This window comes from Acinetobacter amyesii (assembly GCF_023499985.1).
GTDB lineage: Bacteria > Pseudomonadota > Gammaproteobacteria > Pseudomonadales > Moraxellaceae > Acinetobacter > Acinetobacter amyesii.
The window spans coordinates 133,400-158,751 of the sequence record NZ_JAMCOU010000032.1 but is presented as its reverse complement, the minus strand read 5'-3'; the positions used below and the strand labels follow the sequence as shown (position 1 = coordinate 158,751).

The 25,352-nt window shown below is 40.8% G+C and carries 26 protein-coding genes; 14 read left to right on the top strand and 12 right to left on the bottom strand.

Annotated elements, in window-relative coordinates:
* Positions 1 to 239: 239 nt before the first annotated feature.
* Complete coding sequence (locus M5F03_RS10615; RefSeq protein WP_249708297.1) at positions 240 to 1,037, bottom strand: hypothetical protein; 798 nt, start codon at positions 1,035 to 1,037, stop codon at positions 240 to 242.
* A gap of 172 nt (positions 1,038 to 1,209) precedes the next feature.
* On the opposite strand from M5F03_RS10615, the gene metG reads away from it, so the two are divergent.
* A complete protein-coding gene (gene metG / locus M5F03_RS10610) occupies positions 1,210 to 3,267 on the top strand; it encodes a methionine--tRNA ligase (RefSeq protein WP_249708296.1) in 2,058 nt (685 codons plus the stop codon).
* 285 nt (positions 3,268 to 3,552) lie between these two features.
* Positions 3,553 to 4,650, top strand: a complete 1,098-nt coding sequence (locus tag M5F03_RS10605; RefSeq protein WP_249708293.1) for a DUF3644 domain-containing protein — start codon at positions 3,553 to 3,555, stop codon at positions 4,648 to 4,650.
* 45 nt (positions 4,651 to 4,695) lie between these two features.
* Here the strand turns inward: M5F03_RS10605 and M5F03_RS10600 are convergent, their stop codons facing one another.
* Positions 4,696 to 5,319 (bottom strand): LysE family translocator, encoded by a 624-nt coding sequence (locus M5F03_RS10600; RefSeq protein WP_249708291.1) that lies wholly within the window; start codon positions 5,317 to 5,319, stop codon positions 4,696 to 4,698.
* Positions 5,320 to 5,490: 171 nt separating this feature from the next.
* On the opposite strand from M5F03_RS10600, the gene M5F03_RS10595 reads away from it, so the two are divergent.
* On the top strand, positions 5,491 to 5,949 hold the full coding sequence (locus M5F03_RS10595) for a DIP1984 family protein (protein WP_180004754.1): 459 nt from the start codon (positions 5,491 to 5,493) through the stop codon (positions 5,947 to 5,949).
* A gap of 238 nt (positions 5,950 to 6,187) precedes the next feature.
* Here M5F03_RS10595 and M5F03_RS10590 read toward each other — a convergent pair whose 3' ends face one another.
* Entirely contained in the window at positions 6,188 to 6,391 is a 204-nt protein-coding gene (locus M5F03_RS10590) for an NF038215 family lipoprotein (RefSeq protein WP_078191077.1), read from the bottom strand.
* 306 nt (positions 6,392 to 6,697) lie between these two features.
* Here M5F03_RS10590 and M5F03_RS10585 point away from each other — a divergent pair, with 306 nt between their 5' ends.
* The 5 genes from M5F03_RS10585 to M5F03_RS10565 all read left to right on the top strand — a co-directional run bounded on the left by M5F03_RS10585 (position 6,698) and on the right by M5F03_RS10565 (position 12,336).
* A complete protein-coding gene (locus M5F03_RS10585; RefSeq protein WP_180059305.1) occupies positions 6,698 to 7,246 on the top strand; it encodes a TetR/AcrR family transcriptional regulator in 549 nt (182 codons plus the stop codon).
* Positions 7,247 to 7,252: 6 nt separating this feature from the next.
* Positions 7,253 to 8,902: an MFS transporter gene (locus tag M5F03_RS10580; protein WP_249708290.1), complete on the top strand. Its 1,650-nt coding sequence runs from the start codon at positions 7,253 to 7,255 to the stop codon at positions 8,900 to 8,902.
* Positions 8,903 to 8,963: 61 nt separating this feature from the next.
* Positions 8,964 to 10,082, top strand: a complete 1,119-nt coding sequence (locus M5F03_RS10575; RefSeq protein ID WP_249708289.1) for an HlyD family secretion protein — start codon at positions 8,964 to 8,966, stop codon at positions 10,080 to 10,082.
* Positions 10,083 to 10,212: 130 nt separating this feature from the next.
* Positions 10,213 to 11,103 carry a 1-aminocyclopropane-1-carboxylate deaminase/D-cysteine desulfhydrase gene (locus M5F03_RS10570; RefSeq protein WP_249708288.1) on the top strand — a complete coding sequence of 297 codons (891 nt, stop codon included), beginning with the start codon at positions 10,213 to 10,215 and terminating at the stop codon, positions 11,101 to 11,103.
* A gap of 33 nt (positions 11,104 to 11,136) precedes the next feature.
* Positions 11,137 to 12,336: a BaiN/RdsA family NAD(P)/FAD-dependent oxidoreductase gene (locus M5F03_RS10565; RefSeq protein ID WP_078192279.1), complete on the top strand. Its 1,200-nt coding sequence runs from the start codon at positions 11,137 to 11,139 to the stop codon at positions 12,334 to 12,336.
* A gap of 93 nt (positions 12,337 to 12,429) precedes the next feature.
* Here M5F03_RS10565 and M5F03_RS10560 read toward each other — a convergent pair whose 3' ends face one another.
* The 4 genes from M5F03_RS10560 to M5F03_RS10545 all read right to left on the bottom strand — a co-directional run bounded on the left by M5F03_RS10560 (position 12,430) and on the right by M5F03_RS10545 (position 15,308).
* Positions 12,430 to 12,591 carry a hypothetical protein gene (locus M5F03_RS10560; protein WP_162689753.1) on the bottom strand — a complete coding sequence of 54 codons (162 nt, stop codon included), beginning with the start codon at positions 12,589 to 12,591 and terminating at the stop codon, positions 12,430 to 12,432.
* A 124-nt stretch (positions 12,592 to 12,715) separates the two neighbouring features.
* Positions 12,716 to 12,898: a hypothetical protein gene (locus M5F03_RS10555; protein ID WP_249708287.1), complete on the bottom strand. Its 183-nt coding sequence runs from the start codon at positions 12,896 to 12,898 to the stop codon at positions 12,716 to 12,718.
* A gap of 70 nt (positions 12,899 to 12,968) precedes the next feature.
* Entirely contained in the window at positions 12,969 to 14,747 is a 1,779-nt protein-coding gene (locus M5F03_RS10550; protein ID WP_249708286.1) for a mechanosensitive ion channel, read from the bottom strand.
* Between the two features lie 282 nt (positions 14,748 to 15,029).
* Positions 15,030 to 15,308, bottom strand: coding sequence for a hypothetical protein (locus M5F03_RS10545; RefSeq protein ID WP_180055540.1), 279 nt, complete (start codon positions 15,306 to 15,308; stop codon positions 15,030 to 15,032).
* Between the two features lie 348 nt (positions 15,309 to 15,656).
* Between M5F03_RS10545 and M5F03_RS10540 the strand changes: the two genes are divergently transcribed.
* From M5F03_RS10540 to M5F03_RS10520, 5 genes are all read left to right on the top strand, one after another.
* On the top strand, positions 15,657 to 16,079 hold the full coding sequence (locus tag M5F03_RS10540) for a hypothetical protein (protein ID WP_078191199.1): 423 nt from the start codon (positions 15,657 to 15,659) through the stop codon (positions 16,077 to 16,079).
* Between the two features lie 337 nt (positions 16,080 to 16,416).
* Positions 16,417 to 17,364 carry a transporter substrate-binding domain-containing protein gene (locus tag M5F03_RS10535; protein ID WP_249708285.1) on the top strand — a complete coding sequence of 316 codons (948 nt, stop codon included), beginning with the start codon at positions 16,417 to 16,419 and terminating at the stop codon, positions 17,362 to 17,364.
* A 70-nt stretch (positions 17,365 to 17,434) separates the two neighbouring features.
* Positions 17,435 to 18,178, top strand: a complete 744-nt coding sequence (locus tag M5F03_RS10530) for an amino acid ABC transporter permease (protein ID WP_111884897.1) — start codon at positions 17,435 to 17,437, stop codon at positions 18,176 to 18,178.
* The gene (locus M5F03_RS10525; protein WP_078191088.1) at positions 18,178 to 18,861 is read left to right on the top strand and encodes an ABC transporter permease subunit; all 684 of its coding nucleotides are present in this window, start codon (positions 18,178 to 18,180) and stop codon (positions 18,859 to 18,861) included. The genes M5F03_RS10530 and M5F03_RS10525 overlap by 1 nt, the downstream gene beginning before the upstream one ends.
* Positions 18,858 to 19,601: an amino acid ABC transporter ATP-binding protein gene (locus M5F03_RS10520; RefSeq protein WP_372491140.1), complete on the top strand. Its 744-nt coding sequence runs from the start codon at positions 18,858 to 18,860 to the stop codon at positions 19,599 to 19,601. The genes M5F03_RS10525 and M5F03_RS10520 overlap by 4 nt, the downstream gene beginning before the upstream one ends.
* 428 nt (positions 19,602 to 20,029) lie before the next feature.
* Here the strand turns inward: M5F03_RS10520 and M5F03_RS10515 are convergent, their stop codons facing one another.
* Complete coding sequence (locus tag M5F03_RS10515; RefSeq protein WP_249708284.1) at positions 20,030 to 20,791, bottom strand: ferredoxin--NADP reductase; 762 nt, start codon at positions 20,789 to 20,791, stop codon at positions 20,030 to 20,032.
* A gap of 85 nt (positions 20,792 to 20,876) precedes the next feature.
* Here M5F03_RS10515 and gigC point away from each other — a divergent pair, with 85 nt between their 5' ends.
* Positions 20,877 to 21,761, top strand: a complete 885-nt coding sequence (gene gigC, locus M5F03_RS10510; protein ID WP_078192286.1) for a LysR family transcriptional regulator GigC — start codon at positions 20,877 to 20,879, stop codon at positions 21,759 to 21,761.
* 43 nt (positions 21,762 to 21,804) lie between these two features.
* On the opposite strand, the gene M5F03_RS10505 is transcribed toward gigC, so the two are convergent.
* The 4 genes from M5F03_RS10505 to nuoN form a co-directional block, all read right to left on the bottom strand.
* Positions 21,805 to 22,557 (bottom strand): cold shock domain-containing protein, encoded by a 753-nt coding sequence (locus M5F03_RS10505; RefSeq protein WP_249708283.1) that lies wholly within the window; start codon positions 22,555 to 22,557, stop codon positions 21,805 to 21,807.
* Between the two features lie 107 nt (positions 22,558 to 22,664).
* Positions 22,665 to 22,958, bottom strand: coding sequence for a cold shock domain-containing protein (locus tag M5F03_RS10500; RefSeq protein ID WP_078192288.1), 294 nt, complete (start codon positions 22,956 to 22,958; stop codon positions 22,665 to 22,667).
* Between the two features lie 85 nt (positions 22,959 to 23,043).
* The gene (gene upp, locus M5F03_RS10495; RefSeq protein WP_078192289.1) at positions 23,044 to 23,679 is read right to left on the bottom strand and encodes a uracil phosphoribosyltransferase; all 636 of its coding nucleotides are present in this window, start codon (positions 23,677 to 23,679) and stop codon (positions 23,044 to 23,046) included.
* A 126-nt stretch (positions 23,680 to 23,805) separates the two neighbouring features.
* Entirely contained in the window at positions 23,806 to 25,350 is a 1,545-nt protein-coding gene (nuoN, locus tag M5F03_RS10490; RefSeq protein ID WP_078192290.1) for an NADH-quinone oxidoreductase subunit NuoN, read from the bottom strand.
* Between the last annotated feature and the right edge of the window lie 2 nt (positions 25,351 to 25,352).

Here is a 25,352-nt window from a genome sequence, read left to right as displayed (position 1 = left end):
TAACGTGCTTTGACGGGATGACCTTAAAAATATGCATTTAGAAACAATTGAGCTACATGACGTTGCATTTATGCTTTTTGGCATAAAGTTAGGAGTTAAAATTGATCCGAGTTTAAATGTATTAAATCATTGAAAAATATAAAGGCTATTTTTATTGTATTGATATTCATCAATCTAAATTAAGCAAAAGGAATAACGGTAAAGCCCCTAATGACGCACTTTACCGCTACATAAAAAGATTATTTGCTGACCGTACTCATAAAGCTCACTGCGGAAAACAGCCAAATAAACAGAATAAAACTCCGTCCCTGATTAAAATGCGCGACGTCAGTCCCATGCAAAATATTATGACGGGTCATGGCTACAGTAGAGCTGCTATCCATTTGGTAGGCTGCCAATTCGGCAAAATACGGATTCAACTCATTGGCAATTTTAGATTTGTGCCACAGACTTTTAATTTCACTGCCTTTAAGCCCCGGTACAATTTTATAGACATCGACAAATTTAGTGCCGTTTTGATTTAAGAAACCGGTTTGAATCAGCACGTCCGTCAAAATACCTTCAAGCTGTGCATATAACACAGGGATACAACCGGCATGGATGTCTAATTTATACAGTTTAAACGCATCTAGAAGTACCTGACGGCGCTGTGCTTTATGTTCACCAATCTCTAAGGCATCAAAGGCTTTCAACATTTCTGTCTGAAAAAACTCGGTGTTAATCGCATCGAGTAAATGAAACTGTTTTTGATCTTCATGTTGATGGAGCAGTTGCCAAAAATACAATAAATTTAAAGCATCATTCGCTACTTTCATTTCTATAGGCTGATCTAGTTCATCGGCCAATACCTCGAAGTAAGGTTCAGTTGTAGCCAAATCACGTAAAGTCTGAATCAGTAATGCATGTTCATCTGCCGAAATCTGCTCAAGGTATTGTTGTGCTTCTTTGACAATGTGCTGACCGAGTTGTTTATTAGGCTGTTGATTTTGCGGAATACGGGTCACAGGCTGGTCGTCATCATAATCGTCGTCGTACATGGGCTTGTCACTCTAAAGGCATCACAGATATGCCCTATTATCACTGTAATTGTGTCAGCAATATAGATTTTTTTACTTTTGCAAAGATTTCACCTATTCCCTTGTGCAAGTACTGGCTATCTCATGTAAAATTACAGCCCATTGCATAAATACGAATGAGAGAGTCATATCCGTGCGTAATATTTTAGTTACTAACGCCCTTCCATACGCGAATGGCCCAATTCATATGGGTCATTTACTCGGTTATATCCAAGCTGATATTTGGGTTCGTGCCATGCGTGCAATGGGTCATAACGTGACTTATGTATGTGCGGATGATGCTCACGGTACAGCGATTATGCTGCGTGCGGAAGCCAATGGTATTTCGCCTGAACAGCAAATTGCCAATGTACAAAAAGAACATGAGCGCGACTTTGCTGGCTTTAGAGTTGACTTTGACCATTACGACTCAACTAATAGCCCTGAAAACCAAGCACGCGCTTCAGAGATTTACATTAAGAACCGTGAAGCGGACAACATTGCTGTACGCCCTGTGACGCAATTGTTTGACCCTGAAAAAGCAATGTTCTTGTCGGATCGTTTCATTAAAGGCACATGCCCGAAATGTAAAGCGGAAGACCAATACGGCGACTCATGTGAAGTGTGCGGTACAACCTACAACGCAACTGAGTTACTCAATCCAAAATCGACTTTGAGCGGTGCGACACCTGTAGAAAAATCTTCAGATCACTACTTCTTTAAACTGCCAAACTTTGGTGAATACCTGCAAAAATGGACAAGAGACGAAGGCCGTCTGCCTGTGTCAATTGCCAACAAACTCGATGAATGGTTTGAAGCAGGTTTGTCTGATTGGGACATCTCACGTGATGCGCCTTACTTCGGTTTTGAAATTCCAGATGCGCCAAACAAATATTTCTACGTTTGGGTAGACGCGCCAATTGGCTATATGTCGAGCTTTGAAAACTACATCAAGACTAAACGTCCTGACCTAAGCTTTGACGACTACTGGAAAAAAGATTCTAAAAATGAGGTGTATCACTTCATTGGTAAAGACATCGTTTACTTCCACGCATTATTCTGGCCTGCAATGCTTGAAGGTGCAAACTATCGCACACCGACAAGCCTGTTCGTCAACGGTTTCTTGACTGTAAATGGTCAGAAGATGTCTAAATCTCGTGGTACGTTTATTAAAGCGGAAACGTATTTACAGCATCTAAACCCTGAATATTTGCGTTACTACTTCGCATCTAAACTTTCCGACAAAGTTGAAGATTCTGACTTAAATCTTGATGACTTCGTTCAGAAAGTAAACTCTGACCTCGTTGGTAAAGTGGTCAATATCGCAAGCCGTTGTGCCAAGTTCATCAACACCAAGTTTGATAACAAACTTTCTGCAACGTGTGCAGAGCCTGAATTGGTACAAAGCTTTATTGATGCAGGCGCTTCAATCGCTGCTCAATATGAAGCACGTGAGTTCTCTGCAGCCATCCGTGAAATCATGGCGCTTGCTGACAAAGCCAACCAATATATCGACGAGAAAAAGCCTTGGGCACTTGCGAAAATTGAAGGCGAAGAACAACAAGTTCATGACGTATGTTCTGTCGGTATTAACTTGTTCCGTCAATTGGCTGTGTATCTTGCACCAGTACTTCCTACATTGGCAGCAGAAGTTCAAAGCTTCTTAAAACTTGAATCTTTCGACTTTGCGTCTGGTAAAACCATTTTGGTGGATCATGAAATTGCTCAATTCCAACCATTGATGCAGCGTGTAGATCCAAAAGCTGTTGCTGCTATGGTTGATGCGTCTAAAGACTCTTTAGCTGCACCTGCGGAAGCACCAAAAGCTGAGAAGAAAAAAGAGAAAAAAGCTGAAAAGAAACCTGAGCTTAAAGTTGGCGAAGCTGAAATTATCGGTATCGAAGACTTTATAAAAGTTGACTTACGTGTAGCGGAAGTTTTAGAAGCTGCTCACGTTGAAGGTTCAGATAAACTGCTTCAATTGACCTTAAATGTCGGCGAAGCTGAGCCACGTAACGTGTTTAGCGGTATTCGTGAGTTCTACCAACCTGAAGACCTTAAAGGCAAATTGGTGGTGATGGTGGCAAACCTTGCACCACGTAAGATGCGTTTCGGTATTTCTAACGGTATGGTTTTAGCTGCGGGTAATGGCGATGGTGTGTGGGTGATTTCACCTGAATCTGGTGCTAAAGCTGGTGATAAAGTGTCTTAATTTTTAGATTAAGATAAGAAAAAGCCTCTACGTTGTAGGGGCTTTTTTGTTTTACCTCTCCCTAACCCTCTCCTCAAAGGAGAGGGAAATTCTTTTGAGTTCCAAATCAGCATTTAATCAGGTGACTTGCGACATGGATGTCTCCCGTTCGTTAGGGGCATACGGATGTGCCCTCTAACGAACAAAGGGGTTTGGTTACTTTTGCCCCGACAAAAGTAAATTAGATAATTCTAAAAACGAATAAATTTGCTAATATTTCAGATAAATATAATTATCAAAGCAAATATGAAAGCACCTATACTTAGAAAAGGTAAAACTAAATCCCTATTAGAAAGTTCAATTGATTGTGCTTTGCTAGCAGTTGAAATTTACAATAAACCGAGAGCTCCATTCAGAGTTGAAACCTTTGTTACACATATGATTATGGCTTGGACTAGGCTTTTTCAAGCTCATTTTAATTTTACTATTGGTGAAACATACTTTTATAAAGAAAAAAATGGACGCTATAAACTCATAGATGCTGAAAAAAAAGCTTGGGAATTAAAAACTTGTATAAAAGAGTATGGGAAATTATCTCAAGCTGTAAAAACCAACTTAGAGTTCTTCATTAAACTTCGCAATAAAATTGAACATCGAACAATTGATAAAGATGAAATAGGACTAACAATTTTTGGAGAATGCCAAGCACTTCTTTACAACTATGAAAGTGAATTAATAAAATTATTTGGTGAGGAATATGCAATTAATGAAAGCTTAGCTTATTCATTACAGTTTTCTAGAGTACGAACAAGCCAACAAAAAGAAGCTAGCAAACAACTACTTTCTAATGAATATAAAGATATTGTGGATTTCATCAAAAAGTATCGTGATCATATCCGTGATGAAGTATTCGAATCTCAAGAATATAGTATCAAGCTTATCCAAATCCCTAAAATATCCAATACAAAAAAAAGTGATCTAGCAGTTGAGTTTGTCAACTGGAGTTCATTGTCAGAAGAAGATAAAGAGAAATATGACCAACTAACGACAATTGTAAAAGATAAAGTTGTTAAAGTTGAAGCAGTAAATATTGGAAAATTGAAACCGGGTCAAGTTTTATCAAAAGTGAAAGAGAAAACTAATTTCACTTTAAATCATACTGATCATAAGTATTTACTTTGCATATTTAAAATTCGGCCATACTCAGAGTTTGGAGGAGTAAGTGATCCTTTTGATACGAATACAAAATATTGTCATTACGACGAAGCTCATAATGATTATTTATATCAAGAAGAGTGGATCAATTTTCTGGTTAAGTTAATTCAAGAAAAAAGCTTACCTAAAGAGTTTTGGCAACATCACTTTAAAAATAGAAAGACACTGGATATTTGTGATTATGAATAAATAAAAGCCTCTATCAAAGAGGCTTTTTTAGAGAGCTAAGTTCAATCACTTCATCCCAAAAATCAGCTTTAATCCAAGCACTGTCATTACTGCCCCTGCAGCCCGATCAAAACCCGCTTTAAACTTCAAATAGACTTTACGGGTTTTTTCTGCCGATAAAGCCACAGCGACCAATGAGCACCACCCTGCATCGATAAAGAAACACAAAACTGGCAGTACAAAGTAAAAATACGTTGGAATCTCTTTCGGTAAAAGTGCCGTAAAAATACTGGCTAACACAATTGCAATTTTCGGATTCGACAACTGAGTAATTAAACCAGTGGTAAATGCACGACGGAGTGACATCTGCGAGCTACTGGCATCACCAGCTTCAATCGGTTCTTTGGCATGTTTTATAATTTTAAATGCCATCCAAAGCAGATATAAACCACCACAAATTTTTAAAGCTAAATAAGCAGAAGGTACAGCCAATAAAAATGCCTGCAAACCCAATACCGCTAAAAGCCCAAATATTGCAGCACCCAAACCTGTACCAAGGGCGGTAAATAAACCGTGTTTACGTGAAATCGCAATGGAATTCTTCGCCACATAAATTGACGTTGGCCCCGGGCTCATTGCACCAAGTAATAGTGCTGCCGCAATCGAGCCTAATATCCAAAATGATTCCACTGTCACACCGTTTTCACTTAAATTCGTGGCAATTTTACAGATAGAATCTCTGAATTTCTCCCTATAATTTGCAATGTTTATTTTAATTGACCAAATTTTTCACTATAAATAACTTGAATACTGCATTAATCCATCGCATGATCGCTAAAAGTACAAATTAATATCAAGACAATGAAATTAGCCGAAGCCCTACTTTTACGCAGTGACTTACAAACAAAATTGGCGTCGCTGCAACAACGAATCAATAACAACGTGCTCATTCAAGAAGGTGATGCACCTAGCGAAGAACCGAATGCTTTAATTCAAGAAGCATTTGCCGTAAATACAGAACTTTATGGCTTAATTGAAAAGATTCACGCCACCAATGCACAGGCTAAAACCAGTTCTGGACGCTCCGTGCTTTCAGTGCTCAATGAACGTGATTTATTGACCCAACAGCATCGTATCTTGCAACAAGCGATTGACAGCTCACGCCGTGAAAATGGTCGTTATAGCTCGAGTGAAATCCGTTGGATTAAAACCATTGCAGTGGCAGATTTACAAAAACAGGCCGATAGCATTAGTCAGCAACTTAGACAAAATAACTTAGAAATTCAGGCATCCAATTGGCAAATAGACCTGATAGATTGACCTGATTTAAGCATCTGAACCACGGTTCATTCCAGTTCGGGCATACTGGGCGAGTACAGAGCCTTTTTAAATGTTTGTAAGGCTTTAATCCAACAAACTAAACTGCAGAAGTAAGACGTCTACTTCAAAATGTTCACACATCTGACGTAGCACACTGCATCTGTGACCCTTTACATGTCACGTCTCACTACCGTGTACTGACAGTATGTCCACCCTATTTTTTTTACGGATCCATCTGCTAATCGTCATCTGCAGCGGCTTCATTGAGCGCAACATCTTCACGCGGTAATTTATAGTCATGGTCATTTACAGGGACACCGCCAATGATCATGGTGCGATGTTCATTTTGAGGACGATGCAATTCGTCTGTCGTATCACAACCCACCATCCAAAAACTGCACAGGCACAGCATAGGCAGCACAGCCCGACTTAATTTGCTCATTGAATGCCCTCCATTTTTATAATTATCTTGTTTATAAATTCAGCATAGCATTTTTGTGCAGATATTCACCTTATTTATCTGCCGATTTAGGGTCAATTGTCAGTAATTATGTCTCGACGGTCTTTCCAATGCGGATGCAGATTGATGCCGATAGAAAAATATTTCCTTTTAAAAATAAATAATTGATTCATTTTATTTAACTACATAGAAGACAAGTTACAAAACTGCTATCGAATACGATTTTACTTCGGACACTTTTGTCCGTTTAATATCTAGATAAATTTAAAATGATGCTGTCAAAGAATAATGTCCACACGTCAACAACTCGCTGCACAAAATCGTGAAATCCTTTTAGAAGCTGCGATTGAGGTATTCCGTATTCACGGAATCAATGCTCCTCTACAACTCATCATGGATCAGGCTCAAGTTGGACGTGCGACGTTTTATCGTAATTTTAATGACCGTCGTGAGTTGGTACTCGCCTTAATGCAAGCTGCCTTAAACCGACTTGAACAACGTGCGCTTAATTATGCACAGTTCGATGATGGATTTATTCGCCTCATTCAAGACCATATTTATAATATTCCCTATCTCACAGCCCTAATGGAATATTGGCGTGTGATCGATCGGGATGATCCCGCCATGGTTGAAATATACCAACGACGTGATGCCATTTTGCAACCGATGATTGATCAGGCCATTCAAAATGGTCGCTGCCGAGCAGACTTTAAACCGGCAGACTATGCCATGGTCACCTCCATTTTACGTGCAGCTTTGCAAGGCCATACCGAGGCAGATCAGGAAAAACTCGCCAAACGTGCTGTGGAGTTTTTACTACATGGTATTTGCGGGTAATACGTCATGTCCAAATCTCCGCGTTTATTGGAACCTGCTCCGGATTGGACACCCGAAGAAAAACCGACTTTGCCCGGCTCTCCTGCTGCGATTGCACATCCGACCTATAAGCGTTTTTTATACTTCTTTATCGGTTTATTTGTTGCGATCTCGGGGAGTTTAAGTAATGGATTTATCACGGCAAATTTACCCCTTCTACAAGGTGAATATGGTTTAACGCCTTCAGAAGCGGCATGGATTCCTGCGGCATTTGTTATGGCAAATGTCAGCTCTAACCTGATCTTATTTAAAGCCCGTCAACAGTATGGACTTAGGCTATTTTCAGAAATTGGTTTGGTTTTATTTATCGCGGTGATGGTGCTGCATTTATTCGTCCATACCTATGAAATGGCAATTTTTGCACGGGTGATTAGCGGCTTACTTGCAGCTCCACTCAGTTCGCTTGGGATGTATTACATCATGCAAGCGTTTAAACGTGCTCATTTTGGTCGTGGGCTTTATCTAGCTTTGGGCTTTCAGCAGTTGGGGATTCCGCTGGCCTGGATCATGTCGCCTTATCTGGTCGATGTAAATGATTGGTCTATTTTTTACACCTTTGAATTAGGTCTAGCCTTATGTTGTTTGGCGATGGTGGTGTCACTCAAATTGCCACGCAGTTTAAGAATCGAAGTGTTTGAAAAGCAGGATTTATTCACCTTTGCATTATTAGCACCCGGCTTTGCGTTGCTATGTATCGTGTTGACTCAAGGCCCGATTCTTTGGTGGTTTGAAGCTGAATGGTTGGCCTATTTACTCATCGCCGCTTTGATTCTTTTAGTCGTCGGCCTGACCTATGAACATTTTCGGATCAATCCCCTCATTGTCACACGCTGGCTCGGAACATCGTCGACCGTGAGTTTTATTATTGGTGCCTTTGCCATTCGCTTTCTTATGTCAGAACAAAGCTATGCGGCCGTGAATTTTTTGAAAACCATGGGCATGGGACCCGACCAATTCGTTTCTTTTTATACCGTTGTGCTGATCGGAATTGTCTTAGGCACAGTGTTTAGTGCCCTGACCTTTTCCAAAGAAAAAATCGTACTTCATCTACTTGGTGCAGCAGGTCTCGTGCTCTTCGCCTGTGCACTGGATTACCACCTGACCAGTGATGTACGACCACATGATTTTTATTGGAGTCAGTTTTTGGTGGGCTTTGCCAGTGGCATGTTTATTGGCCCACTTTTGCTTACAGGCATTGTCAGTGCTTTGCAAAAAGGCCCATCTCACATGGTGACGTTTATCGTGCTGTTTTCTGCAACGCAAACCTTTGGGGGATTGGTCGGATCCTCGTTCTTTTCGACCTACCAGCAAATGCGTACCCAAACCTATCAGGCACAGATTTATAATGATTTATCGCAAACCTCACCTGTAGTGGAACAGCGCCTACAACAATTGGCTCAAATTGCGCATCAATATTCTTTAGACCCCAATTTAGACCAACAACAAGCCATACGTAGCCTTAATCAAACCATCACTCGAGAAGCCCAAGTTCGAGCCTATAACGATGTGATTTTTTTAAATGGCATATTCGCCGTTTTATTGTTGCTTTGGGGTTTATTGCTGATGGGCAAAAATAAATATCAATTACGCCAACAGCAACGCACGGATAGTAGTTAGATTTCTTCGATTTACACAACATAAGCCACAGCCAAATGACCTAATTGATATTGAGAACAACATGACAGAAGACCATAAACCCACTGAGCAAGCAGCACCGCAGCAACCACAAACAGAAGCTACTATGCCTACACCATCGAGCAAGCTTATTTCTACGCCGCAGCGTACCCTGATTTTCATGTTGATTATCCTCTTGTTGGGGATTGCGCTGATCTTATGGGCGTGGCGAATTGGTCCATTTCATAACAGTATCGAGTCGACTGAAAATAGCTATGTCAAAGGCAAAACCACGGTGCTTTCATCACAAATTAATGGTTATGTGAAAGATGTTTTGGTGACGGATTTTGATCATGTGAAAAAAGGTCAAGTGCTTATGCATATCGATGCAACGACCTATGATCAAAAAGTCACACAGGCTGAATCTGGGGTGGAACAAGCACAGAACTCACTTGCCAATCAAAGCCAGGCCATTGAACAACGCAGAGCAGATATTACGGCAGCCGAAGCGAAAGTGGACCAATCACGTGCGGCCTATGAATTAGCTCTTGCACAAATGACGCGCTACCAACAACTCGGCAATACTGGCGCTGCATCGAAATCAGAACAAGATAAAACGATTGCAGACGCTAAAAATAGTTTGGCCCAACTTCATCAAGCAGAAGCCAATTTACTAGTTGCCAAAGAATCATTCAAAACTGCACAAGTTGCAGCGACAGGGCTTAAAGCGCAAGTGAATAGTGCCAAAGCACAATTTGATCAGGCAGTGACCACTAAAGACTACAGCACGATTGTGGCACCTATGGATGGTCAACTTGGCGAAGTCAGCCCACGGATTGGTCAATATGTTGCGGCAGGCTCTCAACTGATGTATTTAATTCCACAGCAGCGCTGGGTGACTGCCAACTTTAAAGAAACGCAAATTGCAGATATGCATATTGGTCAAAAAGCGTGGTTCAGCGTCGATGGCATGAAACATCAAAAATTTTACGGCAAAGTTGAGCAAATCTCCCCTGCGGCTGGTTCTGAATTTAGTGTATTGAAACCTGACAATGCCACAGGAAATTTCACCAAAGTCGTGCAACGCATTGCCGTAAAAATTGCGATTGATCCTAATCAACAAGGTTTAGAAAACTTAAGACCCGGTATGTCTGTCGTCACCTCCGTTGATGTTGCTAGTTAGCAGATATCGACAGTGAAGTGCTATAAGCAGAGTTGAACTGGCCAAGATGCAAAGGATTTTATCTTCTGCACCTCCCGTTTTACAATGCCTACCTATTTGAACTCTAACCACCAAGATAACGATTACCAACATGTTTGAATCTATCGCCCACGCCATTCCTGAGCAGACTATTCAATATCAAGGGGTTGATTTGTGTATTAAGCGTTTGGACTTGGTACACCCACAAATATCAGGCAATAAATTTTATAAACTCAAATATAATTTTATTGAGGCGCAGAAATTAGGGTTTAAACAGGTGCTTAGCTTTGGTGGTGCTTATTCAAATCACATTGCAGCCACAGCATATGCTGCACATTTATTTGGATTCGGTAGTCTAGGCATCATTCGTGGAGAAGAATTACAACATCAATCCCGAAATCCTACTTTAGCCACCGCCGAACAGTTTGGTATGCAGCTCAGTTTTGTCACACGCCAACAGTATCGGGAAATGAAACAAGTTGACGCTTTAGCGCAATTACAACAGCAATATCCCGAACATTATGTCATTCCTGAAGGTGGAACCAATGCATTGGCTATCCGTGGCTGTACGGAAATCTTAAGCCATGAAAATCAACAAAATTTTGATCTCATCTGCTGTGCAGTCGGCACAGGTGGAACCATAACAGGCTTGATTGAAGCCAGTGCTGAACATCAACATGTTCTTGGCTTTTCAGCGCTCAAAGGCAATTTTCTTTGCGACGATGTTGCTCAGTTGACGCAGAAAACCAATTGGAGCATCAGTGATGAATTTTGCTGTGGCGGCTATGCCAAAACAACGCCGGAACTTTTACAGTTTATGCATGACTTTGAACAACGCTTTGCGATTCCATTGGAACAGGTTTATACGGCTAAAATGCTGCGAGGTATTTTCTGCATGATTGAGCGGGGTCAAATTACAAGCCATCAACGTGTTTTAGTGATTCATACTGGTGGCCTACAAGGTCGCCTGAAAGGTTCAACCGAAGCGCTAAAAAGCGTATAATCCTGCGTCCTTTCTTCCACGCGGAAACTTACCATGTCGCAAAATCAATATGATGTCCTTGTTTTAGGTGCTGGTGCATCAGGCTTAATGACGGCATATAAAGCGGCGCAGCGTGGACGCAAAGTTTTGGTGGTTGAAAAAGCCAATAAAGTTGGCAAAAAGATCCTGATGTCTGGCGGTGGTAAATGCAATTTCACCAATTTGTATGTCGAACCAGAAAATTATATTTCACATAATCCGCACTTTGTTATTTCAGCATTAACTCGCTATACCAACTGGGACTTCATTGGTATGGTCTGCGAATATGGCATTGAGTACGAAGAGCGCAAACATGGGCAGTTATTTACCCAAAATGGTGCAAAAGAAATTCTCGCCATGCTATTGGCAGAATGTGACAAAACTGGTTTGGTCGATATTAAAACCAACTGTGAAGTAAAAGCAGTCAATGCCTTGCCTGAACAAGGCTTTCAAGTGGCAACCAATCTAGGCTATTTTGAAGCAGAATCGGTGGTTATTGCCAGTGGCGGTCTTTCTATTCCTACTTTGGGTGGTTCAGGAATTGGCTATGAAATTGCCAAACAATTCGGACATTCCGTCTACCCCACTCGCGCAGGCTTAGTACCCTTCACTTTCTCAGATAGTTTTAAAGAAGTAACCACTCGCTTGAGCGGCAATGCTGTTGAAGCCACGTTATCGAATGAGTTAAATAGTTTTACCGAGGCTTTACTCTTTACTCACCGCGGTTTAAGTGGCCCAAGCTCATTGCAGCTTTCAAACTACTGGGATGTCGGTCAACGTTTTAATATCAATTTCCTGCCAGCTTTAGATGTTTTAGATTTCCTCAAATCTAAAAAATCCAGTCAACCAAAAGTGTTACTGCGCACACTGTTCAATGAACACTTACCGAAAAGCGTGGTTGTGGAATTACAAAATCTGATTTGGCCTGAACAAGCTGAATTAGCCATTGGCAATATCAGTGATGAAAAACTAGAACTCATTGCAAGCCGTTTAGAAAGCTTTGAAGTAAAACCATCAGGCACTGAAGGTTACCGTACTGCTGAAGTTACACTGGGTGGTGTCGATACCACTGAAGTCTCATCAAAAACCATGGAAAGTAAAAAACAGAAAGGTTTGTACTTTATTGGCGAAGTACTTGATGTAACAGGTCATTTAGGTGGATACAACTTCCAATGGGCATGGGCTTCTGCGCATGCGGCTTCTGAATACGTCTGATCTCGACATAGAATGAATTAAATATAACCTGCAGAAGATCTCTGCATAAAAAAAGGGCTGATTCATTCAGCCCTTTTTCTTGCCCGATCTAACTTATTCAAGATAGTCGGTTTTAAATAATGATACTGACGACGTCGAAGTTCGTTGAATTGTCAGATCCATTTTTTCAACGGCAACTGAAATATGTTGTGGTTGCACGCTTGCGGTTTGTTTGAGTGTCGATACTAAAGTATTGAGCATTGAAATTACCCCCATTTTGCCATTCCTTTGCACAGATCATAAGTGTCATTCATGACAGCAATATGAATCCTAAGTTTTTATATTTTAAGTAATATTCCATATATCACTATTACTTAAAATACCAATTTTCGGGTAAATTTCAATCATTATTTTTGGACTGATTGGTATCTTTATTTTCACTGTTTAGCGGTGATTGTTCTGTCTGCTCCAAATCAGTGCGTTTTGATTTTGCAAAAATAAAGCGTCGTGCACTCGCCAAAAAACCAACTGTGATCCCTGCAATAATCACTGGGGCTAAAAATTTACTCGGTGCTTTTGCCATACAAATATTCCTTATAAAGCATTAAAATCGACCACATAAACGTGGCCGATTTTTTTAAAGACAGAATAGTTTAATTTGGATCATCTGGTTTTGGCGGGGTTAAAGGTGCCGAAGGTGCATCGACCTGTTTTTCAGCCTCACCAGTTGAACCAAATGGATTATTTTGTGGTTGATCACTTGGGTTTACATCCAACTGATCTGGCGTGGCCGTTTCTTTTTCACTGACACCGGGAGCAGCCTGTTGAATGTTTGGATAGCCATCGTCGGTTTTCACTTCAGAAGTCATCACAGATGTTGATAGCGTTGGACTCGCTACAGACGATGTAGGTGTATTAAAGGTGGTTTTCGCCTTTGCCTGCTCCTGTACTGGATTCGGTTCATTGGCTTCGCGTTTCGCTTTATCGATAAGATCTGATAACAATCGTTCCGCCGGATTGCGACCACCTAAACCAAAGGCCAAAGCGAAAGCAACTGCAACCGCACCGAGAGTTAAACCAAAGGCCAAATTCACGATCGAATCAGCAATACCCATGGCACGCAAGCCCATGGCTACAACCAAGCCCATAATCAGCACACGGACCAAATTACCTAACCAACGTGAACTGTTATATTCCCCTCGTTGCACCACATTTGCCACAATATTGGCAAGCCAGAAACCCACCACCAAGATTACAGCACCAAGTAAAATACTTGCACCGAACTGGATAAACATAGCAATAAGGGCACTGATTTGCTCAAAGCCTAAACGGTTAGCAGCTTCAGATACCGCAAATAACATGGTGAAAAATACAATGAGGCAACCGACAACATCCGACACTTTGGTTTTGCCCAAAAAGCGTTGAATGTCTAATTTTTCTGGCACAGTATCAACACCTGTACCCGAGATCACATCCACAACTAGACGCGCTACAAAGCGTGACACCACATAGGCCAAGATTAAGATTAAACCTGCGGCAATGATGTTCGGTATCGCATACATGATCTCATGTAACATGGCCGTTGCCGGCTGAGAAATCGCCTCGATACCAAGTGCTTCGAAAGCCACAATTAATGCAGTGATAATGACTATAGCAAAGACAAAATTACCCAAAACTTGAGCAAGTTTTGCGTTTTTAAACATGCCCACTTTTTCGACTTGCTGCTGCAAACTCAAACTGTTCACCAAGCCTTCCACGATGCCTCGTACAATCTTCGCCAAGATATAACCAACAAAGACGATGACACCGGCAATAAAGATATTGGGAAGATAAGAAACAACTTCAGTGACCATATTTTGGATTGGGAACAAGAGACCGTTTAAACCCAAGATCGACAAAACAATCGGTAGGAAGAGTAGTAATATCAGCCAATAAACAATTTCACTAATATTTTGACTGATTGGGCTGACGCCAACCTCAGAACTGAGTTTTTCATCGAGTTGGGTTTTATCCAGCAGTTTCTTTGAACCGACTTTGACCAAACTTGCCACGATCCAACCAATAAAACCTACAGCTACTGCAGCCAAGAGCTGTGGAATAAATAACAAGAACTGCTGAATCATATTACTGAATGGGCCGCTGACACTGGTCAAATTCAGCACATTGAGTGCACCAATGACGGCAATGATCAAAATAATCCAGAACACAACTCTGGAGACTATATTTTCAACATTGGAACGGTGCCCAGTTGCATTTGAAAGTTTTTGATTTGTACCTAATTTTTGCAAAACTTTTTTGACGCCAGCAGCAATCAATAAGGCAATGACCCAACCTATCAGGAGAATTGCTACTGCACTTAAAATGGGGTGAAACTGTTCCCAATAATACATGGCATCAAAACGGCCACGCGGACCACCCAGATAATCATTCATACGTTCGCCCTCATTGTTATACATGATCTGTTGTTATGTGCATTTTTACGTATGCCGCGATATCACACAGCATTAGTGCTTTGAACTTAAGCTTTCTTTTCCACCTTAGTTTTTGCGTATTTTTTAATCAACCAAAGTATGCATAACTCCAACAAAAGCTCACAATTGAATGTAAAAAAGCCTTGGGATAACCAAGGCTTTATTTATGTCACTCTGAAGAGACTCTTAAGGTTCAGATCTTGCACTCATGTAACTCTGACTCATGTTTATCATCAATTATTATCAATGATCTGTCGCAGTTGCTGTATTTGAATCATTGGCAACAGCTTCATCCCCCGCTGTACCGCTAGTCGTATCATTGGCTGTTGCAGTTTGTGCATTCGGTGCAGGATGATCAGGCGGTGCATCCGAAGCAGAAGGTTTCATATCTGCAAACATATAAAATAATAATGCGATTAAAAAGATACCCACTAAGATCAGTATGTACACAGGGATACGTTTTTTTTGTGTTGTTTCTTCCGTACTGGTGGTATGGGGTGGTTTATTAAAATCGTGTGTCATATTCCCCTCGCTATTTTGTTGTTCATAGTTGAATTTTTATACTAGCAATACAATATCCTGTATTGTGTGAAGAACAATTACAATCAGTGAAAACGTGTAACTTGAAAGATCAATTCAATTTATATCCGTTTTTCTGTTTAGATAATTCCCTTAATTTTAGATTTAAAATCAATCGCTAAGGTATAAATATCGGACAATGAACTGAATACTACATTTCAATCGTATTCATTTTCAGAGTGATAAGTTTTTCGAAAATAACTGCTTTTTTGAGCTAGATGGAATTCTCTGCTTTTGATGGATGAAATGAGCTATAATCATGCACCTTATTTTTCACCTGTTATCAAATCTATGGCGTACCATCAACAAGGTGTAACGCTTGATCTTGACACTGACGTCACTCATCAATGTTCCCTTCATTACACTCGCGATCAACATCTTATTGGCATTATTGAATTTAGTAAGCCAAGTTATGTATTGAAATGGGGTGATTTGGAATATTTTCGCCGACGTACTGAAGAGTTTTCAGTGATGCCATTCCCTGAATGCATCAATGCGATGGTGATTGATATTCGAAATATTGCGGCTTTTTTAGATAATGAAGTGCCTATTATTCCTTGGCGCTTGCTCGAAGAAGAATGTCCGATTCGCTTAGTTGTTCCCCAAGATCGACTGGAGCATTATGCTGGATTTTTTGAACCCACTTGGTTGACTTCTGACGTAGACACAGCGATTCAAGAAATTCGTGAATTTATGGATATGTTTGTGCATTAATACGGAGATTAAACTAAAGTTTAATCCCAAAAACCTCCATCTGGAGGTTTTTTTATGCCCTTTTATTTTAATTATTTATTTCACAATAAAATTAAATTATTTTATATTTAATGACTTATAGCAAACCTTCTTATAAAAAATGTTCATAACTTATCCCATTTCTTAGTAACAATTCGGCAATAAATTTTGCTTGAGCCTTGCTCGATTTATCACCTAAGATGTAGAAAATGATCTCTTTTTTATTGTTGAAACATTCTTAAAAACAAAGCAATAAAATCAAACGAGAAACAAGATCATAAAAAGTGGATATTAAATCAGGGTAAAAGGAGTTTTAACGATGACGTCAAAAAAACATTTAACAACTTTGTTCTATGCAAGTGCGCTCACTTTAGGGCTTAGCGCATGTAGTGACAATAAAGCACCTACAACGGATAAAGCTGCAGGAAGTGAAGCTGCTGTTTCTGACTCAGGGACTTTAGATAAGATCAAAAAATCCGGCACGATTGTATTAGGCTATCGCGATTCATCGATTCCATTTTCATATATCGCAGATAATCCAAACCAACCTGTAGGTTATGCACACGATCTTCAATTAAAAGTCGTTGAGGCGGTTAAAAAGCAATTAAATCTTCCCGAATTAAAAGTCCGTTATAACTTAGTGACTAGCCAAAACCGTATTCCATTGGTTTCTAATGGCACCGTCGACTTAGAGTGTGGTTCTACCACCAACAATAAAGAACGCCAACAACAAGTTGATTTCTCAACAGGTTTCTTTGAAGTGGGTTCACGCTTACTTACTGCAAAAGACTCTGGGATTAAAGACTTTGCTGACCTAAAAGGCAAAAAATTAGTCACCACAGCAGGGACTACATCTGAGCGTTACATTCGTCAACATGAAAAAGAATTAGGTATTGGTGAAGTCATTTCTGCCAAAGACCATGCTGAGTCTTTCCTCATGCTACAAAATGGTCGTGCAGCAGCATTTATGATGGATGATATTTTACTGGCGGGTGAAAAATCAAAAGCCAAAGATCCAAATAAATGGGAAATCGTGGGTACAGCACCGATTCATGAAATCTATGGTTGTATGATGCGTAAAGGCGATACTGGCTTTAAACAAGTGGTTGATGATGCAATCAAAGCAACTTATAGCTCTGGTGAAATCAATGACATGTATAAAAAATGGTTCCAAACGCCAATTCCACCAAAAAATATCAATTTAAATTTCCCGATGTCTGATCAATTAAAAGCATTGATTAGTAATCCACATGACCGTGACGAATAACTTTCCCTAAACATTCTAAAGATGCTTAAGCCAAACGGATTTTGGCTTAAGCTCATTATAGGGAGTTCCTATGAATTATAGCTGGAATTGGGGTGTGCTGTTCCAATCTACAGGTGTAGGTGATTCAACCTACCTGAATTGGATTTTAATTGGGATCGGCTGGCTGTTTGTCATCGCTTTGGTGGCATGGAGCATTGCGATGGTGCTTGGCAGCATCTTGGGTATTATGCGTACCCTACCGAGTCCTGTAGCACGAAGTATTGGTACGGCCTACGTGACTATTTTCCGAAATGTACCCTTATTGATTCAACTGTTTATATGGTTCTATGTTGTACCCAACTTCCTCCCTGCTGCGATTAAAAGCTGGTGGATGAATGACCTTGGGGCAAATACGACCGCCTTAATTTCTGCAAGTGTCGGTTTGGGTTTATTTACAGCTGCACGGGTCTGTGAGCAAGTCAGGACAGGTATTGAAGCACTTCCTTTGGGGCAAACCAATGCAGGTTATGCCATGGGATTTAGCACGGCTCAACTTTACCGCTATGTGATCTTACCGCAGTCATTCCGCACGATTTTGCCACCCCTCAGCTCTGAGTTGACCAACTGTGTCAAAAACACCTCAGTTGCGTCTTTGGTCGGTGTTGCAGAAATCATTTCACAGATGAAAACCATCAGTGAATACACGCAAAACACCATCGAAATTTATACCTACGTCACCATTATTTTCATCGTGATCAATATCTGTTTAATTGGTTTCATGAATTTTCTGGAAAAACGCCTACGCGTTCCTGGCTTAATTGCAGGAGATAAATAATGGAATGGCTCAGTTCTTTTATTCAAGACCTCCAAGCGTCTGGCCCTGCGCTATGGCATGGTTTCAGCATCACACTCAAAGTGGTGATCACGGCAACCATTGGTGGTGTCTTTATTGGGACTTTATTGGCGTTAATGCGCCTGTCCTCGATTAAGGCTTTTAATATTTTTGCTAAAGGCTATGTGAACCTCTTTCGTTCTATACCTTTGCTCTTGGTGCTGATGTGGTTCTACTTTGCCGTACCCTTTATCTACACAGGGATCACAGGTAACTATCTAACGATTGATACTGCCCTTGTGTCGAGTATCGTGGCCTTCATGTTATTTGAAGCGGCTTACTTTTCAGAGATTGTCCGTGCCGGGATCCAATCGATTCCTAAAGGTCAAACTTCTGCAGCTTATGCTCTCGGTATGAGCTATAGCCAAGCGATGCGCTTAATTATTTTGCCGCAATCTTTTCGCAAAATGACGCCACTGCTTTTACAGCAAACCATCATTCTGTTCCAAGATTCAACCATGGTTTATGCCATCGGACTGTTAGACTTTTTCCGCACCAACTATGTTCGAGGCGACCTCATGTCATTGTTAACTCAATACATTCTGTTTGCCGGTCTGGTGTATTTCACTATTAGTATGATCGCTACCTATGCAGTTAAAAAATTACAACGGAGGTTAAGTGTATGACCGATCAAAAAACGATGATTGACCTCCAAAATGTCAGTAAATGGTATAAAGATTTTCAAGTGCTTACCGATTGCACGACTCAAATTAAACAAGGTGAAGTGGTTGTAGTGTGTGGACCTTCGGGTTCAGGTAAATCAACGCTCATTAAAACCGTTAATGGACTTGAGCCTTTTCAGGCCGGTACGATTTTAGTCGACGGTATTTCCATTAATGACCCCAAAATCGATTTAAATAAATTGCGTAGTCGTGTCGGTATGGTGTTCCAGCACTTTGAATTGTTTCCACATTTATCCATTACCGAAAACCTGACCATTGCGCAAGTTAAAGTCTTGGGTCGATCAGAAGCCGAAGCCAAGAAAAAAGGTTTGGCTTATTTAGACCGTGTGGGTTTAAGTGCGCATGCCGCTAAATTCCCTGCACAGTTATCAGGTGGACAACAACAACGTGTTGCGATTGCACGTGCGCTCAGTATGGACCCGATTGCCATGCTGTTTGATGAACCGACTTCGGCACTTGATCCAGAGATGATTAACGAAGTGCTTGATGTGATGGTGGGTCTTGCCAAAGAAGGTATGACCATGATGTGTGTAACCCATGAGATGGGTTTCGCGCGTCAGGTTGCGGACCGTGTGATCTTTATGGATCAAGGAAAAATTGTGGAAGACTGCAGTAAAGATGATTTCTTTAATGCCCCTCGTGGTGAACGAGCGCAGCAGTTCTTAAATAAAATTCTGCATTAACATCAAAACGTTTATTTAACTGATGTTACGAAGTAACATCAGAAGCGTAATTTGATTCAAATAAAAGTACGATACGAGGTAACGTCATCCGCAAGTGTTTGAGATAGGACTTCTTCTAATTAAAAATGTTTTTGCGATACTTTAGATAATTAGACACTAGTGAACGAGTTTTGTCGGTCAGGTGCATTGCACCGCAAGATGGTTTCCTTGCGAAGCACGCTTCTCATTTTGCCTAATAAGAAGCGTGCTTCGTAAAAGTACCTCCAGCCGAAGGCTAATCCCTTTATTCATTCCCTTGATGTAAGACTCCGTCGAATTGGCTTAAAATCATTTTAAAAATGCAAAATTACTTTTGCATGCATAACATCAGTTATTTAATTTCCGAAAATAAAAAAGCTCATCCTTCGATGAGCTTTTTTCATGACAGATTACCAATAATTTTCTACAGCAATATTGCCTTCACCACGACGGTTCATGGTCAAACCACGCGCCTTTAAAGCCGCCTTTGTGTCGTCAACCATTTGTGGATTACCACACAGCATGACATGCGTCGTTTCCACATTAAATGCAAAGCCAGCCGCCTGTTCTAATTCACCATTTTCAATTAAAACTGGTAGACGGTCATGCAGCGGTGCATTTGGATCACGTGTCACAATAGGAATAAATTTAAAGCCCGTATGCCCTTCACCAAAGGTCTCGGCGATTTCTTGAATCCGCTCGACATAAGCCAGTTCTGATACGGTGCGCACACTGTAGACTAGATTAATTTTTTCGTATTTAGACCACGTTTCAAAGTCTTGTAACATCGATAAAAATGGTGCCAGCCCCGTTCCTGTTCCCAACAGCCATAAGTCCTTCGGCAATGGCAACTGATAACGCGCCAAGGTAAGGAAGCCATATGGTATTTTTTCTAAATACAGCTCATCGCCCACTTGTAGATGCTGCAAATTTGAAGTAAACGCACCATCTGGAACGACGATAGAAAAAAACTCTAAAGTTTCATCAAAGGGTGACGACACAACAGAATAGGCACGAACCACCAATTCTTCGCCCACTTTCAAACCAATTCGTGCGAACTGACCAGCGGTGAATTTAAAATGTGCAGGGCGTGTCATGGTAAAACTGAACAAAGTATTGGTCCAACGGTGTACAGATAAAACCTTTTCTAAGCTAAATTTTTCAATTGACATGATTTGAACGTGGCGTGACAGACTGTGCTCATGTTAGCATGACAGCATAATTTATTAATATTTTTTAAATGTTAAGGCCTGATTCATGCGCATGACTTTACGCCAGTTGGCTGTTTTTGTAGCAGTCGCTCAAGAAGGTACCGTTACCAAAGCCAGTGATGCTGTCAAACTTACTCAAAGTGCAGCAAGTATGGCATTGGCAGACCTCGAAGATGGTCTCGGTGCTCCACTGTTTGACCGACTAGGTAAACGCTTGCAATTGAATGACTTGGGTCGTTTTTTATTGCCACAAGCTTTGGAAATTTTAGGGCGCTGCGAAGCTTTTGAACAAGCAGCCAAAGGCGAACTACAAAGTATTGATCTGCGTTTAGGTGCGACCCTGACCATCAGTGACTACTTGATGCCAGACCTCATGGCAGATTTCCTACAAATTCAGCCTCAAGCACATTTACAACTTCAAGTCGGCAATACCCGCCAAATGATTGAAGCGGTAAACCAATTTCAGTTGGATTTGGCCTTAATTGAAGGTTCATGCCATCTGCCACAGTTGCAATGTATTCACTGGCGTGACGATGAACTTGCCGTGTGCTGTTCACCAGAGCACCCTTTAGCGAAGTTGGATCGTGCACTCACTGCAGCTGACTTTGAGAACGTGGAATGGATCTTACGTGAAGAAGGTTCAGGCACACGTGAAGTATTTGACAACGCAATTTTAAAAGACCTGCCAGATGCCAATATTCGTTTAACCTTGGGTCATAACGAAGCCATTTTAAAAATCGTGGCAGGTGGTCTTGGTATGTCATGTATTTCTAAACTGGCAATTGAGCCTTTACGTGAAAAAGGTCAATTGGTGGTTTTAGATACGCCGTTCTGGCAACTAGCCCGTCCATTATTTATGTTGGTACATCGTCAGAAATACCAAGGACCGGGTCTCAAAGCCTTTATGCAATTTTGTGAAAAATCTGTCTAAATAAAAAAAGCGCCTAATGGCGCTTTTTTTGTGAATGCTTCCATTACCACCTAGAATCATTCTCACAAGCAATACCGTCATTATCACCATCCATCTTCGTGTTTGGACAATTCTTAATAAACCACTGAGCTTCATCTCTTGAGCGCATTTGACTGCAATGCTGTCGTCCATCACAACTAAACTGAGCTTTTTCTACTGCCCTTGGCGAATCACTTGAAGCAGGTGCCTGCGCAGTGTCTTGAACAACAGACTGAGCGTGCGTTGAAGCTGTTCCGTATAGATTTTTTTCACCTTGCTCAGACAGCACCCGATCGGGTAAATCCCCCTGAGCTTTACGTTGTTCTTTTACGATTTTTTCATTTTCTTGCATGAGCTGTTGTAAATGTAGCTGCTTCTGTTCTTGGTACTGCTGATATTTCCCATATACAGCCACAGCTAATACTACAATTACAATGAGTCCAATCATGCTGAAGATTTTACTGCCCCAGACTGTGCCTTTGGCTATATCGTGACGAGTAACTTGATCGTTCACTCGATCCGACCTTGATTCAAATGACGGATTTATCTGTTCATGAGTGGACTGCTCTTTTTTCAAATCTAAACGGATGATATTTACAGCTTTAAATTTACCTTGATCTTCTTCAATCCTGTATTTGAGATTTTCTCCAACACGTGGTTCAATGTGTCTGCTAGGAAAATCACGAATATGAAAAAATAAATCCTGTGCTTGATCTTGTTGTATAAATCCAAAGCCGCGCTCAACGTTATAGCTTTTGATTTTCCCCTCTTTAAACATAAAAATTGTCTCTCATCTTTTCTTTTAATACTCTTATGATAATAAAAAAAGAGGCTAGATAGACCTCTTTTTTATTTCAAAGATTTCCATGAAATCTTACAATCACATTATTTACGCAAATTCGAAAGCAAAGCTGAAGTAATTGACTGGTTATTTGCCACTACTTTAGATTTTTTAGCTTTTGCAGATTTGTCTTCTTCACGCTCAATGTTTATGGCTTTATAACGATCACCATTTTTCACCACATTAAATTTCACACGATCATTACGTTTTGGCTCGACACCATCTGCGGGAAAGTCAGAGATATGGAAAAATACATCACCTTCTTCACATGAAAGAAAGCCAAAGCCCTTTTCAGGATTGTACTGCTTCACTTTACCTTTATATTGTTCGGACTTCATAAAGTACCCTATTCCATTTATTCCAATGTCTTTAGTATATAAAAAAGAGGCTATAAAAGCCCCTTTTCTGTTCATGATGCAAAAATTAGTCTTTTTGAACTGAACCGAAAATTTTATCGCCTGCATCGCCAAGACCAGGAACGATATAACCGTTTTCATTTAAACCTTGGTCTACAGATGCTGTGTAAATGATCACATCTGGGTGAGCTTCATTCACACGTTTAATGCCTTCTGGAGCGGCAACAAGCACCATGACACGAATATCTTTACAACCACTGGCTTTTAGAACGTCAATAGCAGCAACGAGCGATGAACCTGTTGCAAGCATTGGGTCAATAATCATCGCTAAACGGTTTTGTACGTCTGGTACTAATTTTTTGTAGTAAGTACGCGCTTCTAAAGTTTCTTCATCACGCTCTAAACCCAATACAGATACTTTCGCACTTGGAATCAGGTTTAAGAAACCATCCAACATACCAATACCTGCACGTAAAATCGGTACGACTGTTATTTTTTTACCGGCAATACGATCTACAGTTACTTTACCATTCCAACCATCAATTTCATGATCGACCATTGGTAAATCTTTCGTTGCTTCATAAGTCAGAAGCATAGTCACTTCTTGAGCAAGCTCACGGAAGTTTTTAGTACTAATATCTGCACGACGAAGTAAGCCGAGTTTATGTCGAATAAGCGGATGACGGATTTCATGGATAGCCACGGGAGAACACCTAAAAGGTTAAGATAAAATTTCAACCATTATAAAGCTATTTAACAAATGATAAAAATAAAAAAGCCCCCTTTACAGGAGGCTTTTTTGTAATAAGCAAATTAATTGCTTAATTCATTAGTTAAATCCACTTTGAATTAAGCTAAAAATGAACTGTTGTAATTCAGGTGAGATCGCAAAGTATGCCACTTGAGATACTGCAATGATTGGATCTGGATATACACCGATCAACAACACAAGTGCAGCTGCGCCAAGCACCATAATACCACCCACTTTTTGACCCCAATGATCGACAGCGTCGATACGTGGGTTTTCCGGCGGAGTCATGTACATCACAACCATCACACGTAGGTAGTAGTACAAACCGATACCTGAACCAAGGATCACCATTGCAGCTAAGAACCATGAACCACCAGCAACTGCTGTTTTGATCACAAGGAACTTACCAATAAAGCCCGCTGTTAATGGGATACCTGCAAGAGATAACATCATGACAGTGAGTGTTGCAGTCAACACTGGACGACGCCAGAACAAACCACGGTACTCAGCAAGACTACCTGCTTCGTCTTTGTTGTTGTAAGGGCTAGACATCAGTGTCACAACACCGAACGCACCAATCGTTGTTAATACATAAGTAATCACATAAACGTTGACGCTGCTGAATGTTGCAAAGCCTTGTACTTGAACAAAGTCAGTATTACGTGCACTGACAATCGCAACAAGTAAGTAACCAAAGTGAGCGATTGAAGAGTATGCAAGGATACGTTTCAAGTTCACTTGACGTACTGCTAGTAAGTTACCCGCAAGGATAGACAATACTGCAATGATGGTCACGATCGTGATGAAGCTGTCAGAAAGGATTAAGCCAGAAGCCAAGAAGTAACGAACGAATAGACCGATCATTGCCACTTTAGCCACAGTCGCTAAGAATGTCGCGATTGGCGCTGGCGCACCTGCATACACGTCTGGTGTCCATTTGTGGAATGGCGCAAGAGACAATTTAAATGCAACAGCAAATACAATCAGTGCAAGACCAAGGACTACACCCGGTTGGCTGAATGTTGTGAACATTTTGCCTGGTTCAGCAACGAATGCCATTGTACCTGTATACGCATATACATAAGCCATACCCATCAACAACATCGCAGAAGCGGTTGCTGAAAGCACCAAGTATTTCACACCCGCTTCAAGCGACTGTGAACGTTGGTGTGTATAAGCCAATAGGCCGTATACAGGAATCGACATTAACTCAAGGCTGATAAAGAATGACGCATAGTGAGAACTTGCAACCATTAACAATGCACCTGTTACAGAGCACAGCATCAAGATATAAAGTTCTTCACGGTTATCTTTATAGGTTTCGATATACGCATGTGACAATGTGCAGCAAGCAAGTGCTGCAATCAAAATCACGAATTGGTACAACATCGTAAATGGATCTACGATGAACAAATTCATTACGTTTGCAGGTGCATACTGCCCTGCAACGAAAACAAAAATAATATAAAAGGCTGCAAGGTTCAGACCGATAACGGAAGTCGTTGCAACTAAATTGTGGTTACGCTTGATTGCAATTAGCAACATCACGACGATCGCAGTTAAAGCCACGATCATCACAGGAGCTAATGGCATAAGCTCAGAAAATGACATTGTGAAGTCCATGG